At 36.5% G+C, this 21,668-nt stretch carries 29 protein-coding genes; 24 read left to right on the top strand and 5 right to left on the bottom strand.

Annotated elements, in window-relative coordinates; genetic code table 11:
- Positions 1-84: 84 nt before the first annotated feature.
- From H5180_RS21755 to H5180_RS21745, 3 genes are all read left to right on the top strand, one after another.
- Positions 85-1,191, top strand: coding sequence for a hypothetical protein (locus H5180_RS21755; RefSeq protein ID WP_182759092.1), 1,107 nt, complete (start codon positions 85-87; stop codon positions 1,189-1,191).
- A 1,680-nt stretch (positions 1,192-2,871) separates the two neighbouring features.
- Entirely contained in the window at positions 2,872-3,837 is a 966-nt protein-coding gene (locus H5180_RS21750; protein ID WP_182759091.1) for a tyrosine-type recombinase/integrase, read from the top strand.
- 350 nt (positions 3,838-4,187) lie between these two features.
- Positions 4,188-4,718: a hypothetical protein gene (locus tag H5180_RS21745; protein WP_182759090.1), complete on the top strand. Its 531-nt coding sequence runs from the start codon at positions 4,188-4,190 to the stop codon at positions 4,716-4,718.
- Between the two features lie 8 nt (positions 4,719-4,726).
- On the opposite strand, the gene H5180_RS21740 is transcribed toward H5180_RS21745, so the two are convergent.
- Positions 4,727-5,155 (bottom strand): hypothetical protein, encoded by a 429-nt coding sequence (locus tag H5180_RS21740; RefSeq protein ID WP_182759089.1) that lies wholly within the window; start codon positions 5,153-5,155, stop codon positions 4,727-4,729.
- A gap of 110 nt (positions 5,156-5,265) precedes the next feature.
- Here H5180_RS21740 and H5180_RS21735 point away from each other — a divergent pair, with 110 nt between their 5' ends.
- Genes H5180_RS21735 through H5180_RS21725 form a run of 3 tightly spaced genes read left to right on the top strand, consistent with a single transcriptional unit; the run spans position 5,266 to position 7,566 of the window.
- Complete coding sequence (locus tag H5180_RS21735; RefSeq protein ID WP_182759088.1) at positions 5,266-5,697, top strand: LexA family transcriptional regulator; 432 nt, start codon at positions 5,266-5,268, stop codon at positions 5,695-5,697.
- The gene (locus H5180_RS21730; RefSeq protein WP_182759087.1) at positions 5,697-6,980 is read left to right on the top strand and encodes a Y-family DNA polymerase; all 1,284 of its coding nucleotides are present in this window, start codon (positions 5,697-5,699) and stop codon (positions 6,978-6,980) included. Before H5180_RS21735 ends, H5180_RS21730 begins: the two co-directional genes overlap by 1 nt.
- A gap of 34 nt (positions 6,981-7,014) precedes the next feature.
- Positions 7,015-7,566 carry a hypothetical protein gene (locus tag H5180_RS21725; protein ID WP_182759086.1) on the top strand — a complete coding sequence of 184 codons (552 nt, stop codon included), beginning with the start codon at positions 7,015-7,017 and terminating at the stop codon, positions 7,564-7,566.
- 325 nt (positions 7,567-7,891) lie between these two features.
- Here H5180_RS21725 and H5180_RS21720 read toward each other — a convergent pair whose 3' ends face one another.
- Entirely contained in the window at positions 7,892-8,218 is a 327-nt protein-coding gene (locus H5180_RS21720; RefSeq protein ID WP_182759085.1) for a hypothetical protein, read from the bottom strand.
- Positions 8,219-8,512: 294 nt separating this feature from the next.
- Positions 8,513-10,216, bottom strand: a complete 1,704-nt coding sequence (locus H5180_RS21715) for a phosphoadenosine phosphosulfate reductase family protein (RefSeq protein ID WP_182759084.1) — start codon at positions 10,214-10,216, stop codon at positions 8,513-8,515.
- A gap of 199 nt (positions 10,217-10,415) precedes the next feature.
- Between H5180_RS21715 and H5180_RS21710 the strand changes: the two genes are divergently transcribed.
- The 3 genes from H5180_RS21710 (at position 10,416) to H5180_RS21700 (ending at position 11,637) form a co-directional block, all read left to right on the top strand.
- Positions 10,416-10,685 (top strand): hypothetical protein, encoded by a 270-nt coding sequence (locus H5180_RS21710; RefSeq protein ID WP_182759083.1) that lies wholly within the window; start codon positions 10,416-10,418, stop codon positions 10,683-10,685.
- A gap of 67 nt (positions 10,686-10,752) precedes the next feature.
- Complete coding sequence (locus H5180_RS21705) at positions 10,753-11,088, top strand: hypothetical protein (RefSeq protein WP_182759082.1); 336 nt, start codon at positions 10,753-10,755, stop codon at positions 11,086-11,088.
- A 24-nt stretch (positions 11,089-11,112) separates the two neighbouring features.
- The gene (locus H5180_RS21700; RefSeq protein ID WP_182759081.1) at positions 11,113-11,637 is read left to right on the top strand and encodes a hypothetical protein; all 525 of its coding nucleotides are present in this window, start codon (positions 11,113-11,115) and stop codon (positions 11,635-11,637) included.
- Positions 11,638-11,652: 15 nt separating this feature from the next.
- On the opposite strand, the gene H5180_RS21695 is transcribed toward H5180_RS21700, so the two are convergent.
- Both H5180_RS21695 and H5180_RS21690 read right to left on the bottom strand, forming a co-directional pair.
- A complete protein-coding gene (locus H5180_RS21695) occupies positions 11,653-12,126 on the bottom strand; it encodes an RES family NAD+ phosphorylase (RefSeq protein WP_182759080.1) in 474 nt (157 codons plus the stop codon).
- On the bottom strand, positions 12,126-12,569 hold the full coding sequence (locus tag H5180_RS21690; RefSeq protein ID WP_182759079.1) for an MbcA/ParS/Xre antitoxin family protein: 444 nt from the start codon (positions 12,567-12,569) through the stop codon (positions 12,126-12,128). Before H5180_RS21690 ends, H5180_RS21695 begins: the two co-directional genes overlap by 1 nt.
- A 222-nt stretch (positions 12,570-12,791) precedes the next feature.
- Between H5180_RS21690 and H5180_RS23685 the strand changes: the two genes are divergently transcribed.
- From H5180_RS23685 to H5180_RS21610, 15 genes are all read left to right on the top strand, one after another.
- Positions 12,792-13,466, top strand: coding sequence for a hypothetical protein (locus H5180_RS23685; protein ID WP_259399603.1), 675 nt, complete (start codon positions 12,792-12,794; stop codon positions 13,464-13,466).
- Between the two features lie 4 nt (positions 13,467-13,470).
- Complete coding sequence (locus tag H5180_RS21675) at positions 13,471-13,803, top strand: type II toxin-antitoxin system RelE/ParE family toxin (RefSeq protein WP_182759077.1); 333 nt, start codon at positions 13,471-13,473, stop codon at positions 13,801-13,803.
- Between the two features lie 72 nt (positions 13,804-13,875).
- Positions 13,876-14,187 (top strand): helix-turn-helix domain-containing protein, encoded by a 312-nt coding sequence (locus tag H5180_RS21670; protein WP_182759076.1) that lies wholly within the window; start codon positions 13,876-13,878, stop codon positions 14,185-14,187.
- A 68-nt stretch (positions 14,188-14,255) separates the two neighbouring features.
- Complete coding sequence (locus H5180_RS21665) at positions 14,256-14,411, top strand: hypothetical protein (RefSeq protein ID WP_182759075.1); 156 nt, start codon at positions 14,256-14,258, stop codon at positions 14,409-14,411.
- A gap of 13 nt (positions 14,412-14,424) precedes the next feature.
- Positions 14,425-15,150 carry a hypothetical protein gene (locus tag H5180_RS21660; RefSeq protein ID WP_182759074.1) on the top strand — a complete coding sequence of 242 codons (726 nt, stop codon included), beginning with the start codon at positions 14,425-14,427 and terminating at the stop codon, positions 15,148-15,150.
- Between the two features lie 28 nt (positions 15,151-15,178).
- Positions 15,179-15,424 (top strand): hypothetical protein, encoded by a 246-nt coding sequence (locus H5180_RS21655; RefSeq protein WP_182759073.1) that lies wholly within the window; start codon positions 15,179-15,181, stop codon positions 15,422-15,424.
- Positions 15,425-15,463: 39 nt separating this feature from the next.
- Positions 15,464-15,628 (top strand): hypothetical protein, encoded by a 165-nt coding sequence (locus tag H5180_RS21650; protein WP_182759072.1) that lies wholly within the window; start codon positions 15,464-15,466, stop codon positions 15,626-15,628.
- Between the two features lie 28 nt (positions 15,629-15,656).
- On the top strand, positions 15,657-16,043 hold the full coding sequence (locus H5180_RS21645; protein ID WP_182759071.1) for a hypothetical protein: 387 nt from the start codon (positions 15,657-15,659) through the stop codon (positions 16,041-16,043).
- Between the two features lie 11 nt (positions 16,044-16,054).
- Positions 16,055-16,219, top strand: a complete 165-nt coding sequence (locus H5180_RS21640) for a hypothetical protein (protein ID WP_182759070.1) — start codon at positions 16,055-16,057, stop codon at positions 16,217-16,219.
- A gap of 459 nt (positions 16,220-16,678) precedes the next feature.
- On the top strand, positions 16,679-17,683 hold the full coding sequence (locus tag H5180_RS21635; protein ID WP_024589341.1) for a nucleotidyltransferase: 1,005 nt from the start codon (positions 16,679-16,681) through the stop codon (positions 17,681-17,683).
- Entirely contained in the window at positions 17,680-19,383 is a 1,704-nt protein-coding gene (locus H5180_RS21630; protein WP_024589342.1) for a ThiF family adenylyltransferase, read from the top strand. The genes H5180_RS21635 and H5180_RS21630 overlap by 4 nt, the downstream gene beginning before the upstream one ends.
- Positions 19,376-19,870, top strand: a complete 495-nt coding sequence (locus tag H5180_RS21625) for a Mov34/MPN/PAD-1 family protein (RefSeq protein ID WP_024589343.1) — start codon at positions 19,376-19,378, stop codon at positions 19,868-19,870. Before H5180_RS21630 ends, H5180_RS21625 begins: the two co-directional genes overlap by 8 nt.
- Entirely contained in the window at positions 19,863-20,924 is a 1,062-nt protein-coding gene (locus tag H5180_RS21620; RefSeq protein WP_024608796.1) for an SAVED domain-containing protein, read from the top strand. Before H5180_RS21625 ends, H5180_RS21620 begins: the two co-directional genes overlap by 8 nt.
- A gap of 133 nt (positions 20,925-21,057) precedes the next feature.
- Positions 21,058-21,300, top strand: a complete 243-nt coding sequence (locus H5180_RS21615) for a hypothetical protein (RefSeq protein WP_024589346.1) — start codon at positions 21,058-21,060, stop codon at positions 21,298-21,300.
- Positions 21,301-21,325: 25 nt separating this feature from the next.
- Positions 21,326-21,529, top strand: coding sequence for a hypothetical protein (locus H5180_RS21610; protein ID WP_182759069.1), 204 nt, complete (start codon positions 21,326-21,328; stop codon positions 21,527-21,529).
- Positions 21,530-21,668 lie beyond the last annotated feature (139 nt).

Below are 21,668 nucleotides of genomic sequence, written 5' to 3'. Positions count from 1 at the left end.
GATAAGAGCGACATTATTTGCCGTAATTGCCTATATGAACAAGCGTGTGTATAATTCAATCATGTTTAAAAGTAGGTAATACCAATGTCTGCAAAAACCACTTCATTAAATCACAAAAAAATGATTCATGAGTTGTGTAATAACTTAGTAAAAAAAGGTATTGAGCCTAACATTCCTATGCTTTTGTCGTTGATCCCTGAAATTAAAAGCACGAGCACAGCTCATAAACACTTACTATCTTGGAAGACTATTAGGGCCCAAGAGCAAAAGGAATGGTTTGATAACAAATTTGCATTGTCATCTAACTTTGCACAATCGTTTATGGATGAATTGGCGCTAAAGGAAAAAGAGGCAGAACTACGCTATAAAAACCAATTTAATGAAGCTAATAGTCAGCGTTTAATAGCCGAGCAAGAACTATCACAATTCAAAGCTGAATATGAGGCATTGAGTCTTAAGCAAGTGGCAAGCGAAACAAGGATAGAGCTACTTGAGAGGCAGTTAATGCAGAGTCGAGAGCTTGCTAATGAAAATCAAGAAAATGATGCACAATATCAAAAAGCTCTGGAGGAACTGACTCGCACGCATTCTCTGGCCGTAAAGGAGCTAGATACACAAATTGAACAGTTGAGAACAAAAAATCTGTCTAGTAGTAGGTTGAACCAAGAACTAGTAGAAGAGCTAACTTCACAGAAAGCATTAGCTAGTGAAAGCAAGGCTCTCGCACAAACGCTAGATGAAAGAAACGCTAAATTACTCTTAAGTAATGAAGCCCTTATAAAGCAGAATGAAAAAGTTAATGCAGAGCTTGAAGATGCTACCCAGGCGCTAGAAGACAATAAAAATAAAGTTAATGAACTCACCGAAGTAAAAACTGCATTACAAAACGAACTAAAAACGCTGAAAGCTTCTAATTTAGCTTTACAGGAAGAAACTGACAATTTTGAAATTTATAATAATGATATAAGCCCTAATCACATTAATTTAAATGAGATAGCGGAATCAGAAGATAAACATTTAACTGCGTTAAATGATGAAAATTTAGCATTAACCAAAGAACTCGAATCTGTAAAATCTGCGCTAAAAGAGACAGATGCCAAATTACAGGATACTTACACGCATAAGATGAACTTGTTAGTTGAAGTAAAAAAACAGAAGACAGCTATAGATTTACTATGCAAAAGAAAGTAGGAACTACTAAATATGATTAGTTTAATATTGGCAAATGTTGACCCTCTTTGGGTTGTTTTTGGGATCGTCGCTTGTGCCGTGCTTGGCATCCTTATTCTGTGGTTTGGCAGTGTTAATACAGGTAAATTGGAAGGATGATAAAAAAGATTACTGAATGGCGAGTAGGGAACACCCTCTTCATTAGATGGTCAAATGGAAAGGTTAGTGCAGTCGGCAAGTCAAATAAGTAGGTCAATAATTCCATAGTTTATATTGGTGATATTAAAAATAAAAACAATGGCTTATAACTAATTCGGGTATATATTTAAATGTTAATAATGTTGGTTTTTCTATCGGTTTTAGTAACTGGCTCTTACACGTTATCAAAGCTAATCAGTGGAGCGCTGGGTGTCTTTGTCTTTTCTGTCGCATCATGCTCGTTCTTCAGTTGGAGATACTTCACTACTGATGCTTACACCAATGCCACCAATATTTTTGAAACAACTTTAAATTCATTAAGTGAGATTAACTTACCTGCAGCTATTATTACGTTTGTTGTATCAATTTTATCGGGCCTTTATGGCCACAAGCTAATAATTTGAAGCTAGTAAAGATAACTAATATAAGCGCGCTTTTCATATTTATAGAGTTGTGTATAATTATTAATAGACCTGACAGGAGATATTTATGAGTACAATTCAAATTGCGACAGTTATTGTCATAACTATTACAATATTTACACTTGCTGGTGGTTTGTATGTGTTAAAGAATAAAATTAAACATTAAATACCGCTGCGTCGTTCATTTGCATCTATTTCAGAGAAGTCCTGATGCCAGGATAGAACTAACAATCCTCACGAACCCATTCACATCAAGCCATCTAAATCCTTGTACTTTATAGTTAGCATTAATAGAATTCTCATTTTCTGAATAAAAAATGAATTAGAACCACTATATTCGCCCTTTCTAGCTTAGTAGCCTAGATAATAAACTGTGACATAATTTAGAAACAATCTGTCCAGAAGGGTTGGTTCATGGTAGTTTTTTTATTTGTTGTAATTTATTTGATTAGTCATTTATGTACTTTTTATATTTATAAAAAGTGTAATTTTATGGAGGGCCCGAACGGTGCGATTTATTTACTATCGTGTTATGTAAGTCAATTGATCATACCTTTGTTTATATTACTACTATCCTTAATATTGTCGGGTGTGGCACACAATTTATTTGTTGCGCGAATTGCAGAGTATTTGACTGCGTGCTTAGGTTTAATTTTGTTCACCACCATTAATGTAATGATTTTTAGTGTTAAAAGTAAAAAAAACAGTTAAATTTATATTTTAAAAACTTAGGTGAGTTGGCCTGAGTTTTTTATTTAAAGCTCAATTTAACATAAAAATAGGTATCGTAAATACCCATTTACAAGAGTTATTTTTAACATGAAGAAGTTACCTGTTATAGTGGGGGTGTGTAGAGACAATAAAGTTTGTAACCTTGGGGTGAAGCGATCACCCCAAGGTTACAGAGTTTATTGTTCCTGCACAGGGGGGGGGGTTGACATTAAAGTTTGCCCGCTAATATCTAGGGTTATATCGGTGGCGGTAAAGTGTTTAATTATGATGTACGGGTTAAATTTAAAGATTAACAATGAAGCATTTTATTTTAATTGCACTAAAACAAAACACATAGAAGGGTTAAGCTTTGACACGATTTGCAAAAGAATTATTTGAAATTCGTCATGATTTGGTTGCTGCCAATAGCATGTATAAAAAGACAGTTATATACAAAGATGTGAAATGTCCGATATATAATTATATTTTATCTCTTAACTCTGAAGCCTCAAAAGAAACGGCTGCACGTGTGCTGAAAGCTGTGGCGAAGCATATTGGCAGAGATTCAATCTATGATATTAATTGGCAAAACTTCAATGCTACTGCATTAAATACTCTGATTAATAGCTTCAAGTCTAATGAAAATTATTCGCCAAAAACAATTACACTCTACATTGCAATTGTTAAACAAGTTGTTGAGCACGCTTACTTACTTGGAAAAATGAGTGCTCTACAGCGTGACGCTATTAAAATGGTGAAGCCTAAAACGGGCTCAAGGAATAAAGAATATAACCTGCTGGATCATCATGGAGTAGAGTCGTTATTAGGAATGATTTCTAAAAAAACTTGTGAAAATGCTTCAAAGATTCGCGATTATGCAATATTTTCAGTGTTACTGCGTTGTGGCTTACGTCGGCAAGAAATTGTTAATTTGAAAATAGGTGATGTTGGAGACAAGGCATTACGGGTGATAGGTAAAGGTAATAAAGAACGAAAAGTTGCACTGCATCCTGTTGTGTTAGAGGCGATAAATACATGGCTTGATATTCATTTGTATTCTAATAAAGATGAGCCGCTTTTTGTACGGATTCTAAAGGGTGGTCATTTGCAAAAAAAAACCATGAGTGCCGATGCGATTTTTAAATTATGCTGTAAATATGAAGCTCCACCTCCGCACTCTTTACGTCGTAGTTACGCCACCAACCTGTACAACAGAGGTGTGCCTATCAAGAAAATTTCTCTCTTGCTTGGCCACAACCAGGTCTCTACGACCGAGTTATACGTTCGAGTGAATGATGAAGATCTATATCAAGAAGTTATAGATAATTTATTGTGAATATATATTTTATCTAATGATATCATGTGTTTTTTACTATTTTTATGACTTTAGAGGTGGGGGGTGGGGAGACTTGTTTTTACTTTAGTTTCAACTGTTTTTTTATCCACATTTGCTAATGCCAAGCCTATTTTAATAAGATATCAAAACTACGCCAAATCAAGAGCTTACCTTAAAGAGTTCAATCAACAAAGTTGCAACTTCAATAGTATAAAGAAAACGAATGATTTTTGAATGATCGTTGGTGTTATCGCCCTTATTTACAAGGGCACTATTCATGCGCTCTAAATTTTAATTTTTTTTATATAACTTGTGATAATAGCCTTTTATTTTTTGTGAGAGCGCATTAGATGGATAATCATAAATTAGAGCGTCAAGAGGATATGCTTAAGCGAGCTGCTGCGCTGGCTATATTTGCCGCTATTGCTTTGGGCGCTTATATGGCATCCCCTTTAAACACTACTACTGACATACCAACTTTGAAATTTGGTGTGAATGATGTAATTAAACATAAATTAATAGAGTTAAGTCCAATTAATGTTGAAAAGAACACTGCATACTTTACGATTAATTGCAGAAATTTTGACATAGGTACACATAGCTATTTTGTAACATCTAAAGGCTCATCAAGGCATGATGAAGTGGCCATGCTTAATTGCCCAAGCGAAATGCACTATCTGGACTGCCCAGATTTTACAGTTTACTACAAAGCAAACTTGGCTCATGTTGATGTAATTAAGGGATATAGAGAGCAATATTCGGCTCAAACAGTTAAGAATTGTGCCATTAATGCTATTTTATATGCCCCTACTAGAATACGCCCTTTGGATGCTAACACGCAAAAAGAGAGCGAAAACAAGGCAAGCTGGGATGATGTGTGATCAGCGGGTTAAGTTTTTTGATTTAAATAATCATAAATACTCACATCCATATGTGGGCTGGCTTTTATGCGCTTAGCTATTGTGGTGTTTTTCTTTGACCACCTTGAAAGCGCAGTCATAAAGTTTATTTTACGAGAGCCATATTTATTAGTAAATGGCGCCTCGAACGAATTTTTATAACGATTAATACCAAACTCACTTTGTAGTTGGTTGAATTCGGTCTCCGTAAATGAAGCGATGTTTAAAACATTCTCGTCTTTAAACCGGGTTAAACACCAGCCTTCTTGGAGTTGTACTATTGAGCTATGTAACAACTCAGCCTTACAGCTAAAATTGTCACTAAGGAGTATTAGCCCATACGCCTCATGAGCTATCAATGAAAATTCTACATGAGCTATTTTAGTAGAGTAGACACCATAGGATTTTGGTATTCGCATAACGCCTCAATTAGCTAGAATAATTAATCAAAGTGTAACGTAAAAACAAAGCTTGCATGTATTAATTGTTGGCCATAAAATAACTGTATATTCAACCAGTGGTTTTGTGTATGCAGCCAACGCCTATCATCAAGTCTCTCAACGTATTTTCACTTTCTGAATTTAAACCCTCAGCAGGCTTTCCAAACCCAGCGGAAGATTGTTTAACTCAACCTATTAGTCTTGATATGCTGTTAATGGCGCGGCCGAACAGTTCATTTCTGTTTAAAGTCGCTGGCGATAGCATGGTTCCAGACATTCAGGATGGGGCAATCATTATCGTCGATAAATCTCTAAAGGCCACTTCCGGTAAAGTCGTTCTTGCAACACTTGATAACGAGTTTGTTGTTAAGCGTTTAAAGTTAGAGCCCGAAAACAACAGGGCTATATTTCAAAGCTCGAATACAGAGTACGAGCCAATCGTGGTCGAATTTGATGATGAGAATAATTGGGATGAAAATGTTATATGGGGCGTTGTCACTAGCGCTATAAGCATTTTTTGATGTGGGTTCTCTGTGATATTAACGCTGCATATGTTTCATTTATTCAGCTATTTAATCCGCAATACGATATTAATACCACGCCGCTTGGTGTGTTAAGTTCAAACCAAGGCAATGTTATAGCGCGAAATCAACCCATGAAAGCGCTAGGTGTAAAAATGGGTGAGCCCCACTTTAGAATCAAAGAATTAATTCAAAACAGCAATGGTCATGTGTGGGGCAGTAATTTTACTTTGTTTGGAGATATGAGCAATCGTTTTCACACAGAACTAGAAGAATTACTATTTGACTGCCACCGCTACTCAATTGATGAAAGCTTTGGCCGTATTGACACGGCCATGGCACCAAATCCTAAATCATACGCTTTACATATTAAAAATACGTTAGCTAAGAACTTGGGCATTGGTGTGGGTGTCGGTGTCGCGCACACAAAAACACTTGCTAAACTTGCTTCTCATGCAGCTAAACTTAATGCATGGAAAGCCAAAACCAATAGTGTAGCTGTGCTCGATACCCCTGAAAAGGTTGATTGGGTACTTAAAAGAGTCAAAGCAAGCGATATATGGGGAGTCGGTTCAAAAACGGCGGGAAAGCTTACTTTGCTGGGTGTTAATACCGGTTTGGAATTAAAAAATTTTAATGTTGTAGAGGCGAAACAAAAGTTTGGTGTCGTTTTATCACGTACTATACAAGAGCTCAACGGTATAAATGCAGTGCAGCTAAAGGATCTTAACGAAGGCCGTGATAGCATTTGTGTTTCTAGAAGCATGGGTAAGCTTGTTACAGATTTAAATGAGCTTAAAAGTGCGCTGTCTTCACACGTTTCTACTGGAGCGGGTAAATTACGGCGGTTTGAGTTGTTCACCAATAGCATGACAATATTTGTTTCAACGGATGTGTTTAGGCTGTCTCAGCCACAGTTACGTAAAAGCATTGAAGTGAAGTTGCCTTTTCATTGCGCAGATTCGGACGTATTAATTAGATACGCAATGTTTGCTTTAGAAAAGATTTACCAGGAGGGCTATCAGTTCAAAAAAGTTGGCGTTATCTTCAATCAGTTATTATCAAAGAATGACAATATTCAACTAAATTTGTTTAATGATTCTGGTGATTTCACCGTTAATAAAATGACTACGGTAAGTGATGAAATAAATAGTAAGTTTGGCAACAATGTCATTAGGTTTGGCGTGCAGGGTTTCAAGCAAAGTTGGAAGCCAAGAGACGACCTGGCACCAAATAGCTACACAACCAACTTCAATGAATTACCGGTAGCACTTGCTAAGTAATAGTAAGTGTCGAATTGGCTGCAGGAGAATACCAATGTTACTAAAGCTTTTGAAAGAATTATTTGAAAATCGGCCAACTGATGGTGAGCATGTTGAAGAAATTAACTCAAAAGAAGAGGTCCTATCACTGCCTGAACCCATACGTATTAATGAACGGTTATATGAGCACTTTTCAATGCTTACAATGCACGATGGTCAACTACCCTTGTATTTATACCACGGTGGTGCGCATAAACCTGGTAAACCAGTAAAAGGGACGTTGTGGCTTAGTGATAATCAACTTGATGCTAAGAGATATGCTAACTTTGGTTGCAGCAACATACCGAATCATGAACCGATTGTTTTTAAAACTCAACCAAGCACAACCCTAAAAATGCTAAGTTTTCCGGGGAACCACGTTGAAATATTATTTAAAATTTATGGTAGGGCATGGTCACACTCTGAATTTCATAAAGACCTTGTTCAAATCCAGAATGCTGGAAAAATTGATTTTGATGGTTTTTATAGACCCAAAACTCATGAATATTTTGTACTAAATGTAGAAGATAGTTTGCACTTTCTTGAGGAAGAATGCATTACAGATTAAAATGTCACCTTTGGCTTTGGCGCTTTATTTGTCTTCGCAGGCCGCGCCAGAGCCACCCTAAGTATTTCCAAAACTGAATGATATAGATATTTCCCCAATACGTTTAATCTTCTATAAGTACTCACCATTCACATTAAAGCAAATGTTTTGAACGGTATCACAGAGCTTTGGGTGCCTGTACCTCGTACTTCAATGTTAAGTTGATTCCCTTTAAAAATCTGAAATATTCCAGCAACTAGAAAAGTACCGCCAGTTGCTGAAACCGCAGTTGTACCGGCATTATGTTCACTGAGCTTAAAATTAGGTGCAACAGTTACTCCTACATCTAATCCTCACTAAACGGTAATGGAAGGGCGCAAGTTAATATATCAGGTCTATCACTAGATATTTTCTTAGAAGCCCACTGAATTGAACCGTCTTTTCCACGGACCTTGAGATACCGTCCTGAAATTTGATCGTTATCCTCAGTATCAAACATGCCTTTTACTATCACGCTAATGACCGATCGAATGTCTGATTGTGAAGTGACGTTCATAAGCCATTGCGCGGTCGGTAATCCGGTACCTGAAAGCCCAATCTCGAATTTAAAATAATTAGATGCTTGGTTCTTCTCATGAAGATCTTCGCTAAGTTGATTTAATTGCGTACCCATAAAAATTACTCCTCGTTATATGTGCTTCTTCAAGTCTAACTCAATGTACAACGGTAAATTTAAAGTGCAGACCAAGGAAGTGTAATGTAGAGCTACTATTACTATCATAATGCAACCTCGGTTTTCCTTCACCTTTAGGTTGCTCCCTTAACAGTCGCTTCACTGGTCTGTTTTTAAGTACCATAAATTACACTTAAGAGCCATATTCCCATGCAATATAATATTTCAACTCTAAAAGTCAAACCCTGCATAAAACCCCCTCATACAAGGGTGAGAACTCTGCAGTGCACTGCTTTAAAATAAACATAACTGAGGTTTATCATCGTTTTGACTGGGCAATGAATCCACATCATTTACTTTTGTTGGGAATTGCAAGTAATAGTCCTCAGCTTTAATACTATTTGCGGTTAAATAATTTACCAGTTGAGCTATTTTACACTGGTTATGAAGCCGGTAAAGCTGACTTTGAGGCATCTGTATAACACCAAGGTTTATCATATCCTTTAATATTATAGTTGGGCAGACTCCAGTTTTAAGTGCATTATTATCTAAATATAATGGAAAAATTTCCTCAACATATTCCCAAGCTTTCCCGTTCTCTCCAATAGTGAACTTCTTTACGTTATCAAAAGGTAGCGTTAAAAAAGAGTCATAAGCACTGGATACGCGATGAGGGCTTTGGAGTAAGTTTTCCTCCTCATCAGTAACCAAACCTACTGCGCCGATATTATCGATTGCGTCTGCAATATCAAAGTAGCGCTCACTGTCACCGATCGCTGCTGCTTTAGGTTCAACATACTCAGTTTTAGGTATACCGTAACGATTACCCAATGTGTGCACATCATGCCAAGCTTTGATTGCCTGACCAGGCCAATTTTCACCACCTTCTCTTGCAAAGTAAAATTGAATTGCAACAATGCTAGGGTAATCTATCAGCTGAAACTTAGGGTCTTCGCCTGCTTCCTCCGCTCTTTCAATTTCTAGTGCATCTAATGTTAATGTGAATTGCAGCAATTTCATACGGTATTCAATTGAGTAGTCATTAAAAGAGAGTTTAATAAATTTATTGTTTAGTAATTTCTTACTATATCTAGCACGAGTTAGCTCTAAATCATTAAGAGTATTAAACATATAATTTCTCAACTCTAAAATTCCTGACATATACCCGTATTGTTTATTAGAGGTTTGAATTTGATTTTTTAAGCTTAAATCTTCTTTAACAAGACTACACAAAGTACAGCCAAATCTGGACGAACACGGCTTATTATTTACAGTTGAGTTACCTACAAGTAGATCACAAGTTCCCGAATTTCCTGCGCTATAATGCATTCTTAAATTAGCCGTTAGATCTTCACCAAAAGATTCAACATCACCATTTTCAATTTTATTAATAAGCTGCCAAACATCATTTATCGTCCAATCTTTTATCGGCGCAAGTTTGTAGCCCATATCTGTTAATGTAACTACGTCAATTGTTTCATTTCGTAGGTCAAGCGCTACCGCTCGTGCTTTGGATTCCGAGGAGCGGGAGCCTGACAGATTTAATATTTTATCTGTTTGATACTTAGATTTCAGTTGCTTAGTAAAATCGATTAAGGGGGTTATTTTCCAATCTGATGTGCATTGCCGTCTGCCAACCTGATTATTCATTGTTCTTAACAAAAGGCCGCGACCGATATACTGAACGAGAGGCCTTGATTGCGTCTTAGGCTGTATAAAAGTTGATACAATTGGTAAGTTGAACTCTTCCCCGTACGACTCTAAAGCTAAATGACAATCTTTTAGAAAATCCATTATTTCAAAATTGTCTATTGTTGTATCAACCGTAGTAACATGTAGTGGCCCAACATTAGGATTAACCAACACCGCCTGCTTTAGCGCTTCCGCAGCACAGTGCGCTACACAAAAGGAGTCCTTGCCGCTTATACCTACTTGGGGTACGTAGCCCCTCAAATACAAATCTCTTAATGTAGAAATTGTTTTACTAACTTTGGACATTTTATTATGCACCCTAATAATAATTTTTATCCAAGTTAGCATCTATCATAAATTGCGCTACTCATTCAAAATTAAGGTAACTAAAAGTTATACAAAACCAAAACAAGCAATTAATAATTAACGTTGTTACCGCTTTTTAAAGTGTAGGAAAAACACTAGATAAGCTACACTGTGTAAAAAAACAGTTAACGGTGGTTTTATGTCATTTGATGATGGATTAAAGTCAGGCAATTACTCTAAAAACCCCTACAGTGAAGATAGTGCGGAGTTTGATAGTTTTGAAAGAGGATGCACTCAAGCACTTAAAAGAGGTATATTAAATATAGACAGGTTACGAGCAGACGTTGACTACTACAGTAGTAATAGACCAGCGTTTATTGATATGTCTGAGTTAAAAGGCTCTAAAGTCATTGATGGAAATAATTTAGAGCCGCTTTCAAATAGCTATGCGCGTGCTAAAGGTTATTGAATATGCTTGTTTACTCTAATTAGTTTTTTATATAGCTTAGATTTTCACGCAAACAATGGATAAATTCGTGACTATTTACGGAAAGAAAAAGTCAAATGTTGATGTACGTGTCCCAACCCGAGCCGAACTAAAGCGAATAGGGCTTTCAACAGGCGTTGTGTTATGTGTGTTTGTTGTCAATAAAACAGACACAGATGAATATTTAGCTTTCTCTGAGCCAATGGGCAGTGAGTATAAACGAGGGTGGGGTAGTACCCCCGAAGCAGCTCAAGTGTATTCAAATCCCAAAAATGCATTGAGCGCTATAACTGGTTACGATAAAGGGGTTATTGAAAGATGCCCTTTGTTTGAGCATAAGAAACAAATTTTTGTTTGGCCAATGCCTGATGAAGCTTTTGAGTAGTTAACTTTAAAAGGAACTTTTAGTATGACAGTAACTAAATGCAATTTAACCATTGATGATATTTTTGGTGAGGGCGCTGTTGATGCCCCGAAATATTTAGCGCCAGAATCCAGGGCAAGAAACTTAGCTTTGTTTTCTTCGTTCCCTGAGCGATTAGCAAGAACTAGAATAGAAAAATTCAATTTTTACTCTGTACAAGAAATTCCCATATGCTCCAAATATAAGCCACCAACTAAGTTAAGGTTCATCAAAACAGATCAGAAATTTTGTGGCTCTAAACTGGTGACCATAAGCGTTGGTATAAAAAAGCTAATAGCGTTTAATGAAGAGCACTTTTTGAGCTTGCACGCCGAACGATACGATAAAGTTAAAAATGCAATTGCTAACGGTGAAATTGATATGCCAATGGTTTATTTATCAGAAGAAAAATTGCCGTATGTTGGTGACGGTAGGCATCGTATTATTGCGTTACATAAATTCGACTTTTCATCAGTGGAGGTAATGGTACCTGCCGATAAGGTAGATACCATAAAGAAGTGTTTCTTATAATCAATAATTTATTTACTACAGCTTAGTAGCTAGACGATTTGGGTAAACAAAGTCAGAACAGTCAATGCATTTAATTTTACTTGCATCGGAATGTTGGGGATTGATAATAAAGTTATATTCTTCTGGACATAGACTTGACGGCACTTGGAGTACAGCAGCCTCTTCGGACATTAAATAGTCACTCCCAATTGACTGAGTATCCGCAGCATACGGGTATGCGTTCCAACCCGCAGGAAGCTCACCCTCAACCAATCGCTTTACCTTCAAAGTATCTGGAATTTGTATAATAACGACACTTAGATTTTCTTTAAGAATTTCTTGAGAGTCATTAACTAACCGCTCAAGCATTGCCAGTGAGCGTGTTGATGCGGTATAAACAATGGGTGCACCGGCATAATGCCATCTGCCCTCCGCTACCATGCCGCCTAACCCTGAAAGACAGTTGCTCACATTGTTATATTGCTTAGGACCTATACGATAAACAATCATTACGCGGTAAATCCATACTGTAGTCCGTTAATAACTCTTCGTATCAATTCGCGCCCACGGATACTGTTCATCATTGAACGCGGTGGTTGATTATCAAATTGGACGTTCGGCGTGTCTAGCCACGTATTCCAGTTGTCGATATTACCAAAATATCCCGCACCAAAGCTTGATAATCTTGCTACTTCTAGCGCATTCTCGCTGATCTGTTTATTTAAGGGCTTTTCTTTGTTGCGTAACAAAGTGCGTTCAGTCGTCCCCAGTGCTTTGGCTATAACACCCATTTCCCAATGCATTAACGTAGAAAAAGCACGCAAACCGGCTGTTGTGATCCCGATTTGTGCTGTGGCTATTTCAGCCATGGGGTTTGAGTGTGTATTTAATTTACCAAGCGTGACGACATTGAGAAAGTCGGGCCGTGTGCTTTTATGTTGTAGTGTACTCATTAGAAACTTACCATTTAAGACATCTGTCTTTTATTGTAGTGACATTTGTCCGTTTTCGCAATGTAAAGCTTTATATATGCCTGAGTGAACAGATAAGAGTAAACCCTTTTAGCTTACTATTCCAATATGACACCTACCGTATTGCATGAATTGCCTTGTTATCGCACTGTGATAGTGTAATCTATATTGCATTGTTACCTATTAAGATTATGCAACTAAAACATGCTGATGCAGATATTTACTGAAAACGACATTGATTCACTCTTTAATAAAGCCTGTGCGGGTAAATATGAACTTAAAGATAGATACCTAGTAAGCCAGCTCGCATACGTTCCTTTGTCGCTCACTGAGCAGAATTTATTGCGCTTGCACCAGTTAATTAGCGATAAGGGTGAGGTTTACAGAAAGTGGGTTTTACCAGCCGCTTTCAGTCGCAATAAAAAAGACCGAATAATTGAAGTGCCAGAAGTTTTTTGCCAAGCGCTAGAGATCTATCTCGATTGGTACGAACGGCAAGAGCTGCCGCCAGAGTACAAGCATAACCTGAATACATACAGAGGTTTTAGCAAGTACGCGCCAGCGCTGCTTAATGACAGATTGAGCGGCTTTGCTATGAGTGAGCGAGCCGTAAAAACTGGCATTAACATTCAGCCTACGAACCTGAGAACTAAGGTTAATACGCTGCTCAAAAAAGCTGGCCTTGATTGGGCTACAGCGAAAACTTTTGAAGATTCGCTAGTCATTCATCTTGCTAAAAATGCTGAACATGGGGAGGTCGCTGATCTATTTGGCTACTCATCGAGACAAGTGGTAGCAGACAAATACAACGGTAATTTGCTGCAATTATCAGACGCCATCAATAGCGTATATTCAAGAATTAAAGTGACAGGACATTAGGAAGTTGAAAAAGTTTAAGTTTATAAACAATCAATCAAAAAAAGAGTTTCTAGCGTTGCCTGATAAAATTCAAAAGCGCTTTGCAAATGATTTAAACGCTATCTGTCAAAACAAAGAGCCATTTAGCAAGTTTAAGCACTTAAAGGACAGTGTAGGTATTGGCGCGGTTGAACTGATAGAAAACGGCAGACCAGCATACAGAACGATTTATGTTGCTAAATTTGCTGACACTGTTTTTATTTTGCACTCATTTACCAAAACCACTAACGGAGTAGATAGACAGGCAATGGACACTGCGAAGAAACGATACAAATTAATGGAAAAAGAAATCAAGTGACACATATCACTACTTGTATATATATCAAAGCTGATATATAGTGATTATAAGTTAAACAATAAGGTTGTTAAGATGACTCTTGAATACTCAAATATCTTTGATGCAATCACAGAAGATAAAGCTGAAGCCTCTGAACTACAGACGCGCTCAGATCTGATGATTGTTATTCGTGACATTATCAATGCTAAAAATTGGTCACAGGCCGATGCAGGGGTTCAATTAGGGCTAACTCAACCTCGCGTAAGCGATTTGGTTAATGGCCGAATTGATAAATTCAGCATTGATAAGTTAATGACTTGTTTGTATCGAATTGGTTTTCGCTTTAAACCGTCCTTTGCAGATGACCAGTTAACAATGGCTGTTGAAGCCGTTAAAGCACACTAATTGAAATACTTATAACGAGGTGGCAAAAAATGATTGTCCACTACTGAGTTAAAGTAACAAGGAATTGAATGGCAGACGAAGAATTAATAGTTATGGCTTACTTGCTAGGTTTTAACGGTTTTAAAATAAATACACCATATGACTCAGTGACTTTTGAGAAGAATGGGCAAGAATGCATTTTAACGAAGCAGCAATTCATTGATATACATTTACCGAAAAATTAATGGAATAAACCAAATGGAAAGCTGGAATCGAGAATCTCTGCTTCACTATGCTCAATATAAGCAATCAGAAAAAGATATATCAAAATTGGATAGGGCAATTAGTTCTATAACTGAAACTCAAATGCTATGCAGCTACCACTACCGTACATTACATGCTTTGCTTGACGAGCATATGCGGAATAACCCTACAGAAAGTAGTTTATTTAGATCTAGGTTCAGTGTAAATACCGAGGTGAATAACAAAGATTTTGAATTTACACTTGCTTGTAGAGCTAATATTATCGCTATTGTTAGAACGTTACATTCGTGCTCAGACATAGTGGGGTTTGTAATTTACCTTGGCCTTTGTCTTAACCATAACGATAGTACATGGATAACCCCCTCAAGAGTTTCCTTGTACAATGTAAAAGAGAAGCTTAAAAAATTCCCAGAGTCCTTGGAGCTATTATCTCTTTTAGGTCAGCTCACCAATAACTCTGACTATAAACACCTCTGCAGGCTGAGCAATCAAACTAAGCATTCAATTATAGTAAGGGCGCAATCCCACTTCAATTTAAAGGAAAAGGACAAAGAGCGTTACCAGTTCATCTTCGAAGAGGTTGAAACTGAACCTGGAGGAACGGAAAAATTCTCAGAAACTAATGCAATTCCTTTCATAGAGAATGAGTTCAAGCGACAGAACGACATCGTAATAAACATTCTACATTGTTTGGACAAGTTAGTATCTGTAGCAATATAACTCTAACATTGGAGTACGGGAGTAGGTTATGGAATTAGATGTTGATTTTACAGGTATTCATTTAGCTAGTGCAAAAATGCAAGGTATAGAATTTTGTGTTGATGAATTTATTAAATTCGCTCATTCTGTTATCGATGGTATTGATGATGAGTTAACCGATTATTTGACTAAAAGCTTTAATTTGGTAGTAAGCGGCGAGGATGATGCTGCTGGAAGTGATTTCAATCGCCTAATAAAAGACTTCATTAAAAACACTGCTTCAACTAACAGTTAGCAATTTTAATTCAAAATAAAAAAGTAACCATTGGAATAAATGATGAAAGAACCTCCGCTGGTTTTGGTTAAGACTTGGTATGAGCTGCTTTTAAATGCAGAAGATAAAGGAAGCAAACAACATGCAGAACAAATGTTGATTGGTGCATTTGGAACACCAGAAGCAGTGGCTGCTTATCTTAAAAAGCACAATATTATTAAATAAAGTAAGCAGACTAATTGATTGGTAAAATATGCAAGAAAATAATTTAAAGACAGAGGAAGATTTCAACAGTGCCAAAGTTAAATATAACTCACACACGAATACCTTTTTTTGTACAGTTTTAGTTTTTCATATTTTGATATTCTGTCTCTTTTGCTATCTAGATATTAGCGAACAGTCTCAAGGTGGTTTTTTTGCTAGAAGTGGCGCATTAAATACGGCGATACTTCTATTTATTGATTTTTTTCTACTCCGATTCAATGACAAGGCCAAGACAGAAGCATTAACAGGTGGTCAATGGGGTGGGCGTATTGCAGTTGATGTCATTTTTAAATTTACAGAATCAATCAAACTGCAAAGTGCTGCATTTATATCAGTTAACACCTTAGTGTGGGGGTTTGGCGATAAACTATTTTGATATTGGAAAAAATGATGAAAGAACCTCCGCTGGTTTTGGTTAAGACTTGGTATGAGCTGCTTTTAAATGCAGACGATAAAGGAAGCAAACAACATGCAGAACAAATGTTGATTGGTGCATTTGGAACACCAGAAGCAGTGGCTGCTTATCTTAAAAAGCACAATATTATTAAATAAAGTAAGCAGACTAATTGATTGGAAAATACTTTACCTAAAGCTTGTAAGTTTAAGCCAAAACCAAAAGTGGATTGGGAGAAAAGAGAGCGAGTTTTGGTAAAGGAAGTTCGAATTATCATGAATTGCTTGAATGATCCTATTTCGCGTTTACAACTAGATAAAAATTTGGGGGCTACGGTTGGCTCCTTCGTTATCAGCATAAACTTCCAGAAACAATGACTGAATATTATAGTTTTAAGTAATCCATAAGCCTAGCTAAAAGTGAAAACAGAAATTATTAAGAGGTTACTTCGCAATAACTAACTCTAGCGATGCGAATGAGATAGCGGTAATCGTATAAATAAAGACTTTAAACAGCTAAGTAAAATTACTATCGACAACTCCCTCAAAATAAGTCAGCATAATTAAAAAATTCATCAATAGATTTGTTAATGCAATTAAACCAGTAAGGGAGTACTCATGGCAATACTACAAACACAATTTGAGAAGTTCAATGAGACAATAAAGATGGGAACGTATGATGAAAATTCAACTCTCAGAGAGAAGCGGGACCTTCTGATAAGTGAGCTCAGAAATTCACTAAAAGACGAGAAAATTCCTAATACAGATAAGGCATTGACTTTTAGCAAAATTGACCTTGGCTCATATGCAATGAACACAGGTGTTAAGCCTATCAGTGGTCACTACGACATAGACGTTGGGATTATTTTTGACATAACAAACGGTGAGTATGATTCAAACAAACTCAAGAAATTGGTGTTTGATAAGCTTAATAAACACCATAATCGAACCGTTGAGTTCAACAAACCATGTATTACAGTTAATTATGCTAGTGGTTACCATGTTGATTTGGCCATCTACTCTAAAAACAACGAAAATTATCATATTGCATGGGGGAAAGAGTACTCAGTAGAAAACCGAAAATGGTGGATTGCAGATCCCAAAGGATTAAAACAATGGATTAGTGATATTGCTACCGAAGCTGAGCATAAAAAACAGTTTCGCAGGATTGCACGTTTCTTGAAAAAATGGAAAGCCAAGGCTTTTAGTGACAACGGTAATAATGCACCACCTTCCATTGGTTTGACCATTCAGGCCCGAAAAGCTTTTAGATACCAAACAGATAGTGATCTAGATGCTCTTATTATTGTAGTTAAAGACATTAAAGGTAGCTTTAACCAAGCCTGGGATCAAGAAAGTGGCACTTTGAAATGGTGTATTGATATAAGCCTGCCAGTAGAGCCATACAAAAATGTCTATTACAAAATGACATTAGGCCAGCAAGACGCATTTTATACAAAAGTTGTGAATTTACTTGAAGCCTTGGAAGCAGCTAAAGATGAAGAGTCTGAAGTTGAAAGTAGTAAAATTCTTAGAAAAGTTTTTAGTACTGATTTTCCTTTAGTAGAAGATAGCAAACAGTCTAATACGCCACCCTATGTAACAACTGGAAATAATGCATGACTCACTCTGAGTTACAGGGCCTGATTTCAGTACTTCAGTTGCCATGTATTAAGCTGTCTCGCGAAGAAGAAGAAAGGAAGTTTAATTTTCACTTAATTGGTAAGAAATTATTATGGGATATTTCTATATATTTTCCAGATCGATTTCCATACAGTTTACCTAAAGCGGTATTACGTAACACTGATTTGATTGGGGTGCTACCACATGTTAACCAATCCGGTGTTATTTGCTTAGAAGAAAGTGACAGCTTATTTACAGACTACTCTAGACCAAATGAAGTGCTAGCTCTTTATATTGAAGATATTGTAAAGCTTCTAGATCGTATCAGCTTAAAAATATATCAAGATGAATTGTTAGATGAGCTGGAAGGTTATTTTGCTCCAGTAAAAAAAGTATATAGTTTTTATCATCCAAGTAAATCCACAGAAACTTTATATATGAGGGTGAGTCAACCTGAAAAAATAAAAGGCCGAAAGTATTCTAGCCCTATTATGATTTCACATAAAAATGAATCATTACCTCTTCGATTTAGTAATATAGAATCATTAGATAAGTGCCGTAGAGAAAAAATAATGCATCTGCCATTGGATGGTGCAAAGCTCCCACCCGCTTCAGGGAAAGATTTTAATGTTAAGTATTTTATTTCTCTTCTCGAATTGGTAAGTAAAAAAAATTGGCAAAGAGCGCTCAGGTTAGCAAAGAAATACCGCCCATATAATACTTTTTATATCTTTTTAACTATGCCCAGAACAAGTGGTGAAAGAACTCAGTTTTTACTGAAGTTTACTTCCAGTCATCACTGTGAACATCCGCTGCTAAGTACATCAATAGATTGGGAACTAGAGCTATACTCGATATTAAGAAATTCAAAAGAGTATCTAATAGAACGAGGTGGTGGAGATCAATCCTTTAGCGAAAAGAAAGTGGCAATTATTGGTTGTGGCTCTGTTGGGAGCCAAATATCCAATATGTTAGGAAAAGCTGGTGTAGGTGAATTAACGTTAATTGACTTCGATAGTTTAAGCCCCGATAACATTTATAGACATCATTTAGGTGGTGGAGAGCTTAACTATAAACCAGATGAAAAGTCAGGTATCGTTAGTAGTTTTAGTAAGGTTTCTGCACTAAAACTTCGTATTGAACAGTCTTTGCCTTATATCAAAGTGAATTCAATACCTAAAAAATTCAATGAGGTAGTAAGTTTTAATAATGTAAAGAATTGTGATGTAGTTATTGTTGCTGTGGGCTCTCCATCAGTAAATTTGGAACTAAATAATTTATTGAAACGCCATAACTATAAATATGCTGTCTTTTGCTGGAGTGAAGCCGCAGGTATTGGTGGACATGCTATTGCAGTCGATCTTCATTGTAGTTGTTATGAATGTTTATATACAAAGGATAAGCAGCTAAATGCTCAAAGTGATTTATCGCTTCTAAAAGTTGGTCAGCCTATATCGAAAAACCTGACTGGTTGTGCGGGAGTTTTTACTCCATTCTCATTTATAGACTCAAATAGAACCGCAGAATTGGCTGCTACACTAGCTTTATATATTTTGAAAAATAATAGGGCTAGCATTGCAGAAAGTTGGAAAGGTGACAATTCAGCCGATTTAACTGTTACGGATAAATATAAAAAGATGCCTTTAAAAGAACGTATATCTCTAACAAGAAATAGCGAATGTAGGGTTTGTAATGTGTAAAGAATGGCAAATCGATGTTAAAGGATATGGATTAGTTCGTATATCTACCAATTTGCTAAAACGTATATACAAATTCAAGCAATTAGAGAGTACAAGTCCTGAATCAGGAGGCGTTTTAATTGGTAAGCATCTAAATTCGGAAGGAGCTTTATTGATAGACGATCTGACTGAGCCTCAAGAATCAGATAGACAAGGACGTTGTCAGTTTTATCGCTCTGAGGGACATAACTCTATCGTAAATAAGATATGGCTAGAAAGTAACAAGCACTCTACTTATGTTGGTCTTTGGCATACCCATCCTGAACCAATACCAGACTATTCATGCGTCGATAAATATGATTGGGAAAGCGCGTTAAGGTACTCAAAATTTGAAGGGAATCGTTTGTTTTTTGTTATTCTAGGTCAAACTCATATTAGAATTTGGATGGGCGAAAATTCAAGTTCCAAACCACAAATATTGTTAATTGGAGAGTACCAAGTTGGGTGAACGTCATATATTTAGCCGTATAAAGTGGTTTTTTGAAAGACTATTGGATTTCAAACGTAAGTCATACCCTTTATCAGCAACTGGTGCAAAGTTAGTTGGGGCTTCTATTTTCATCAGTCCACTCTCAACATTCTGTGTAAGAATAATACTTCCTCCTGAAGTTGCTTTTTTAGGGGCTGAGTGGACAAGAAATGAGATGACATGGATGACTTTCATTCTATCATTTGCTCCTATGTTAATAGGTAGTTATATGATTTTTTGGGAATTAAAAGCTTTTGCTCGAAATACTGCTAGGGTTTTAATTTCAGGCCTCCCAGGGGTAAGTATAGATTTTCCCGAGAATATTTTAAGTAAGTCAGAGCATCGCAAAGCGAGGGAAGTAGTAGTTCTGAGTGTAAACAATGATACTGAAAAACAAGTTGAACGTTATAACGCTGAAGTTTGTGTGGATTTATTCAAGAGGTTTGTACTTCACGATAAATGTGAAAAACTCTACATCGGTGGCTTAGCTCGTATCCCATTTTTAGTTGCTTATGGAGCTTTGTTGAGAAATGCTAGCAACATATTTTATTTTGACAAAATTCATAGCACAGACTCTTGGAGACTATTGAACGATGAAGACTTGGATATAAAACTTTGTGATACCAAGCTATTAGCTGAGCCAAACGAGACTGGTGATATAGGAATTGCATTAGGGTTATCTACGGAGATCCATAAAGCTCAACTACCTATTTCGCTACAAAACAGTACTAATTTTATATCGACAGAAATAAAATTAGTACGCAATTTAATTTTAAACCAAGAAAATCTCAAAAGAATATCTGGCTCCTTACTCAAATCGATAGATTTCCTTTCAGCTAAGCATAATGTAAAGAAAATCCACTTTTTCTTATCGGTGCAATCAACTCTCGCTATCGAATTGGGCCGGAGATATCAAGAAGGAACTCATAAGCCTTGGGTTATTCATAATTTTGATGGTAAAACTGGGAAATATGCTTGGTCATTAGAGCTGAGCTCTGATGGAGTTATTTTTCATGAACATAAAGCTTATTAATTGCTTAAAGTGTTTTAGAGTTCATTAATTTAAGGCATGGTGTATAGGGTTGCAATTCAAGCTTTTGCCAGTGGCGTTTAATTAAGCGCTACTCACAAAAGTAAAATGTTCAACTGGCTTTAAGGGAAAAATAATGGCTGTAATAACGAAGAAAGATGAAAAAATCGAAAATGTGGTTGGTGAGTTAAACGAAGGATATTCATTCGATGACTTCATTAATAAGTTTCAAGAGCTTTACCCGAAGGATTGGAGCAAGATTGAGCGTGAACATGCGAAACATGAACGCAAAACTAAGCCAGGGAAGACACATCCTATGCCTGAGCCAATTCAGTACCTTAAAAACGCTCTGAACGTATGGAATAAAAAGAAGAAATAGCTTAATTGGAATACGGGGGTTAAACATGACTACACATATTTTTATGTTCATATTTTTCATCATCATGGGCGCTTTGGTATTTTTATTCCCATTGTTAAAAACAATACCTGAATCAAAAGAAATGTATGTAACTATATTTCAAGTGAGCGTTTTCATTTGTTCAATTTTAAGTGGATTAAATGCTTTTGATGATATAAAGGTTTTGATTGCCAACGGCATGAAAGACTAATTGGAATATGGTGGTACTATGTAAATTTTTCTCTGGAAAAGTGAAACTTTACATTTGCTAACTCTGGAAAACGAACTAAGCTGACCAAGTAACGTACAATTTTTGGTCGGCTTTTTCATGCTCACAATAGTTCAATCAG

Origin of the sequence: Pseudoalteromonas sp. SR41-4, assembly GCF_014163985.1 — a bacterium.
GTDB lineage: Bacteria > Pseudomonadota > Gammaproteobacteria > Enterobacterales > Alteromonadaceae > Pseudoalteromonas > Pseudoalteromonas rhizosphaerae.
This window is presented reverse-complemented; position numbering and strand designations above follow the sequence as displayed.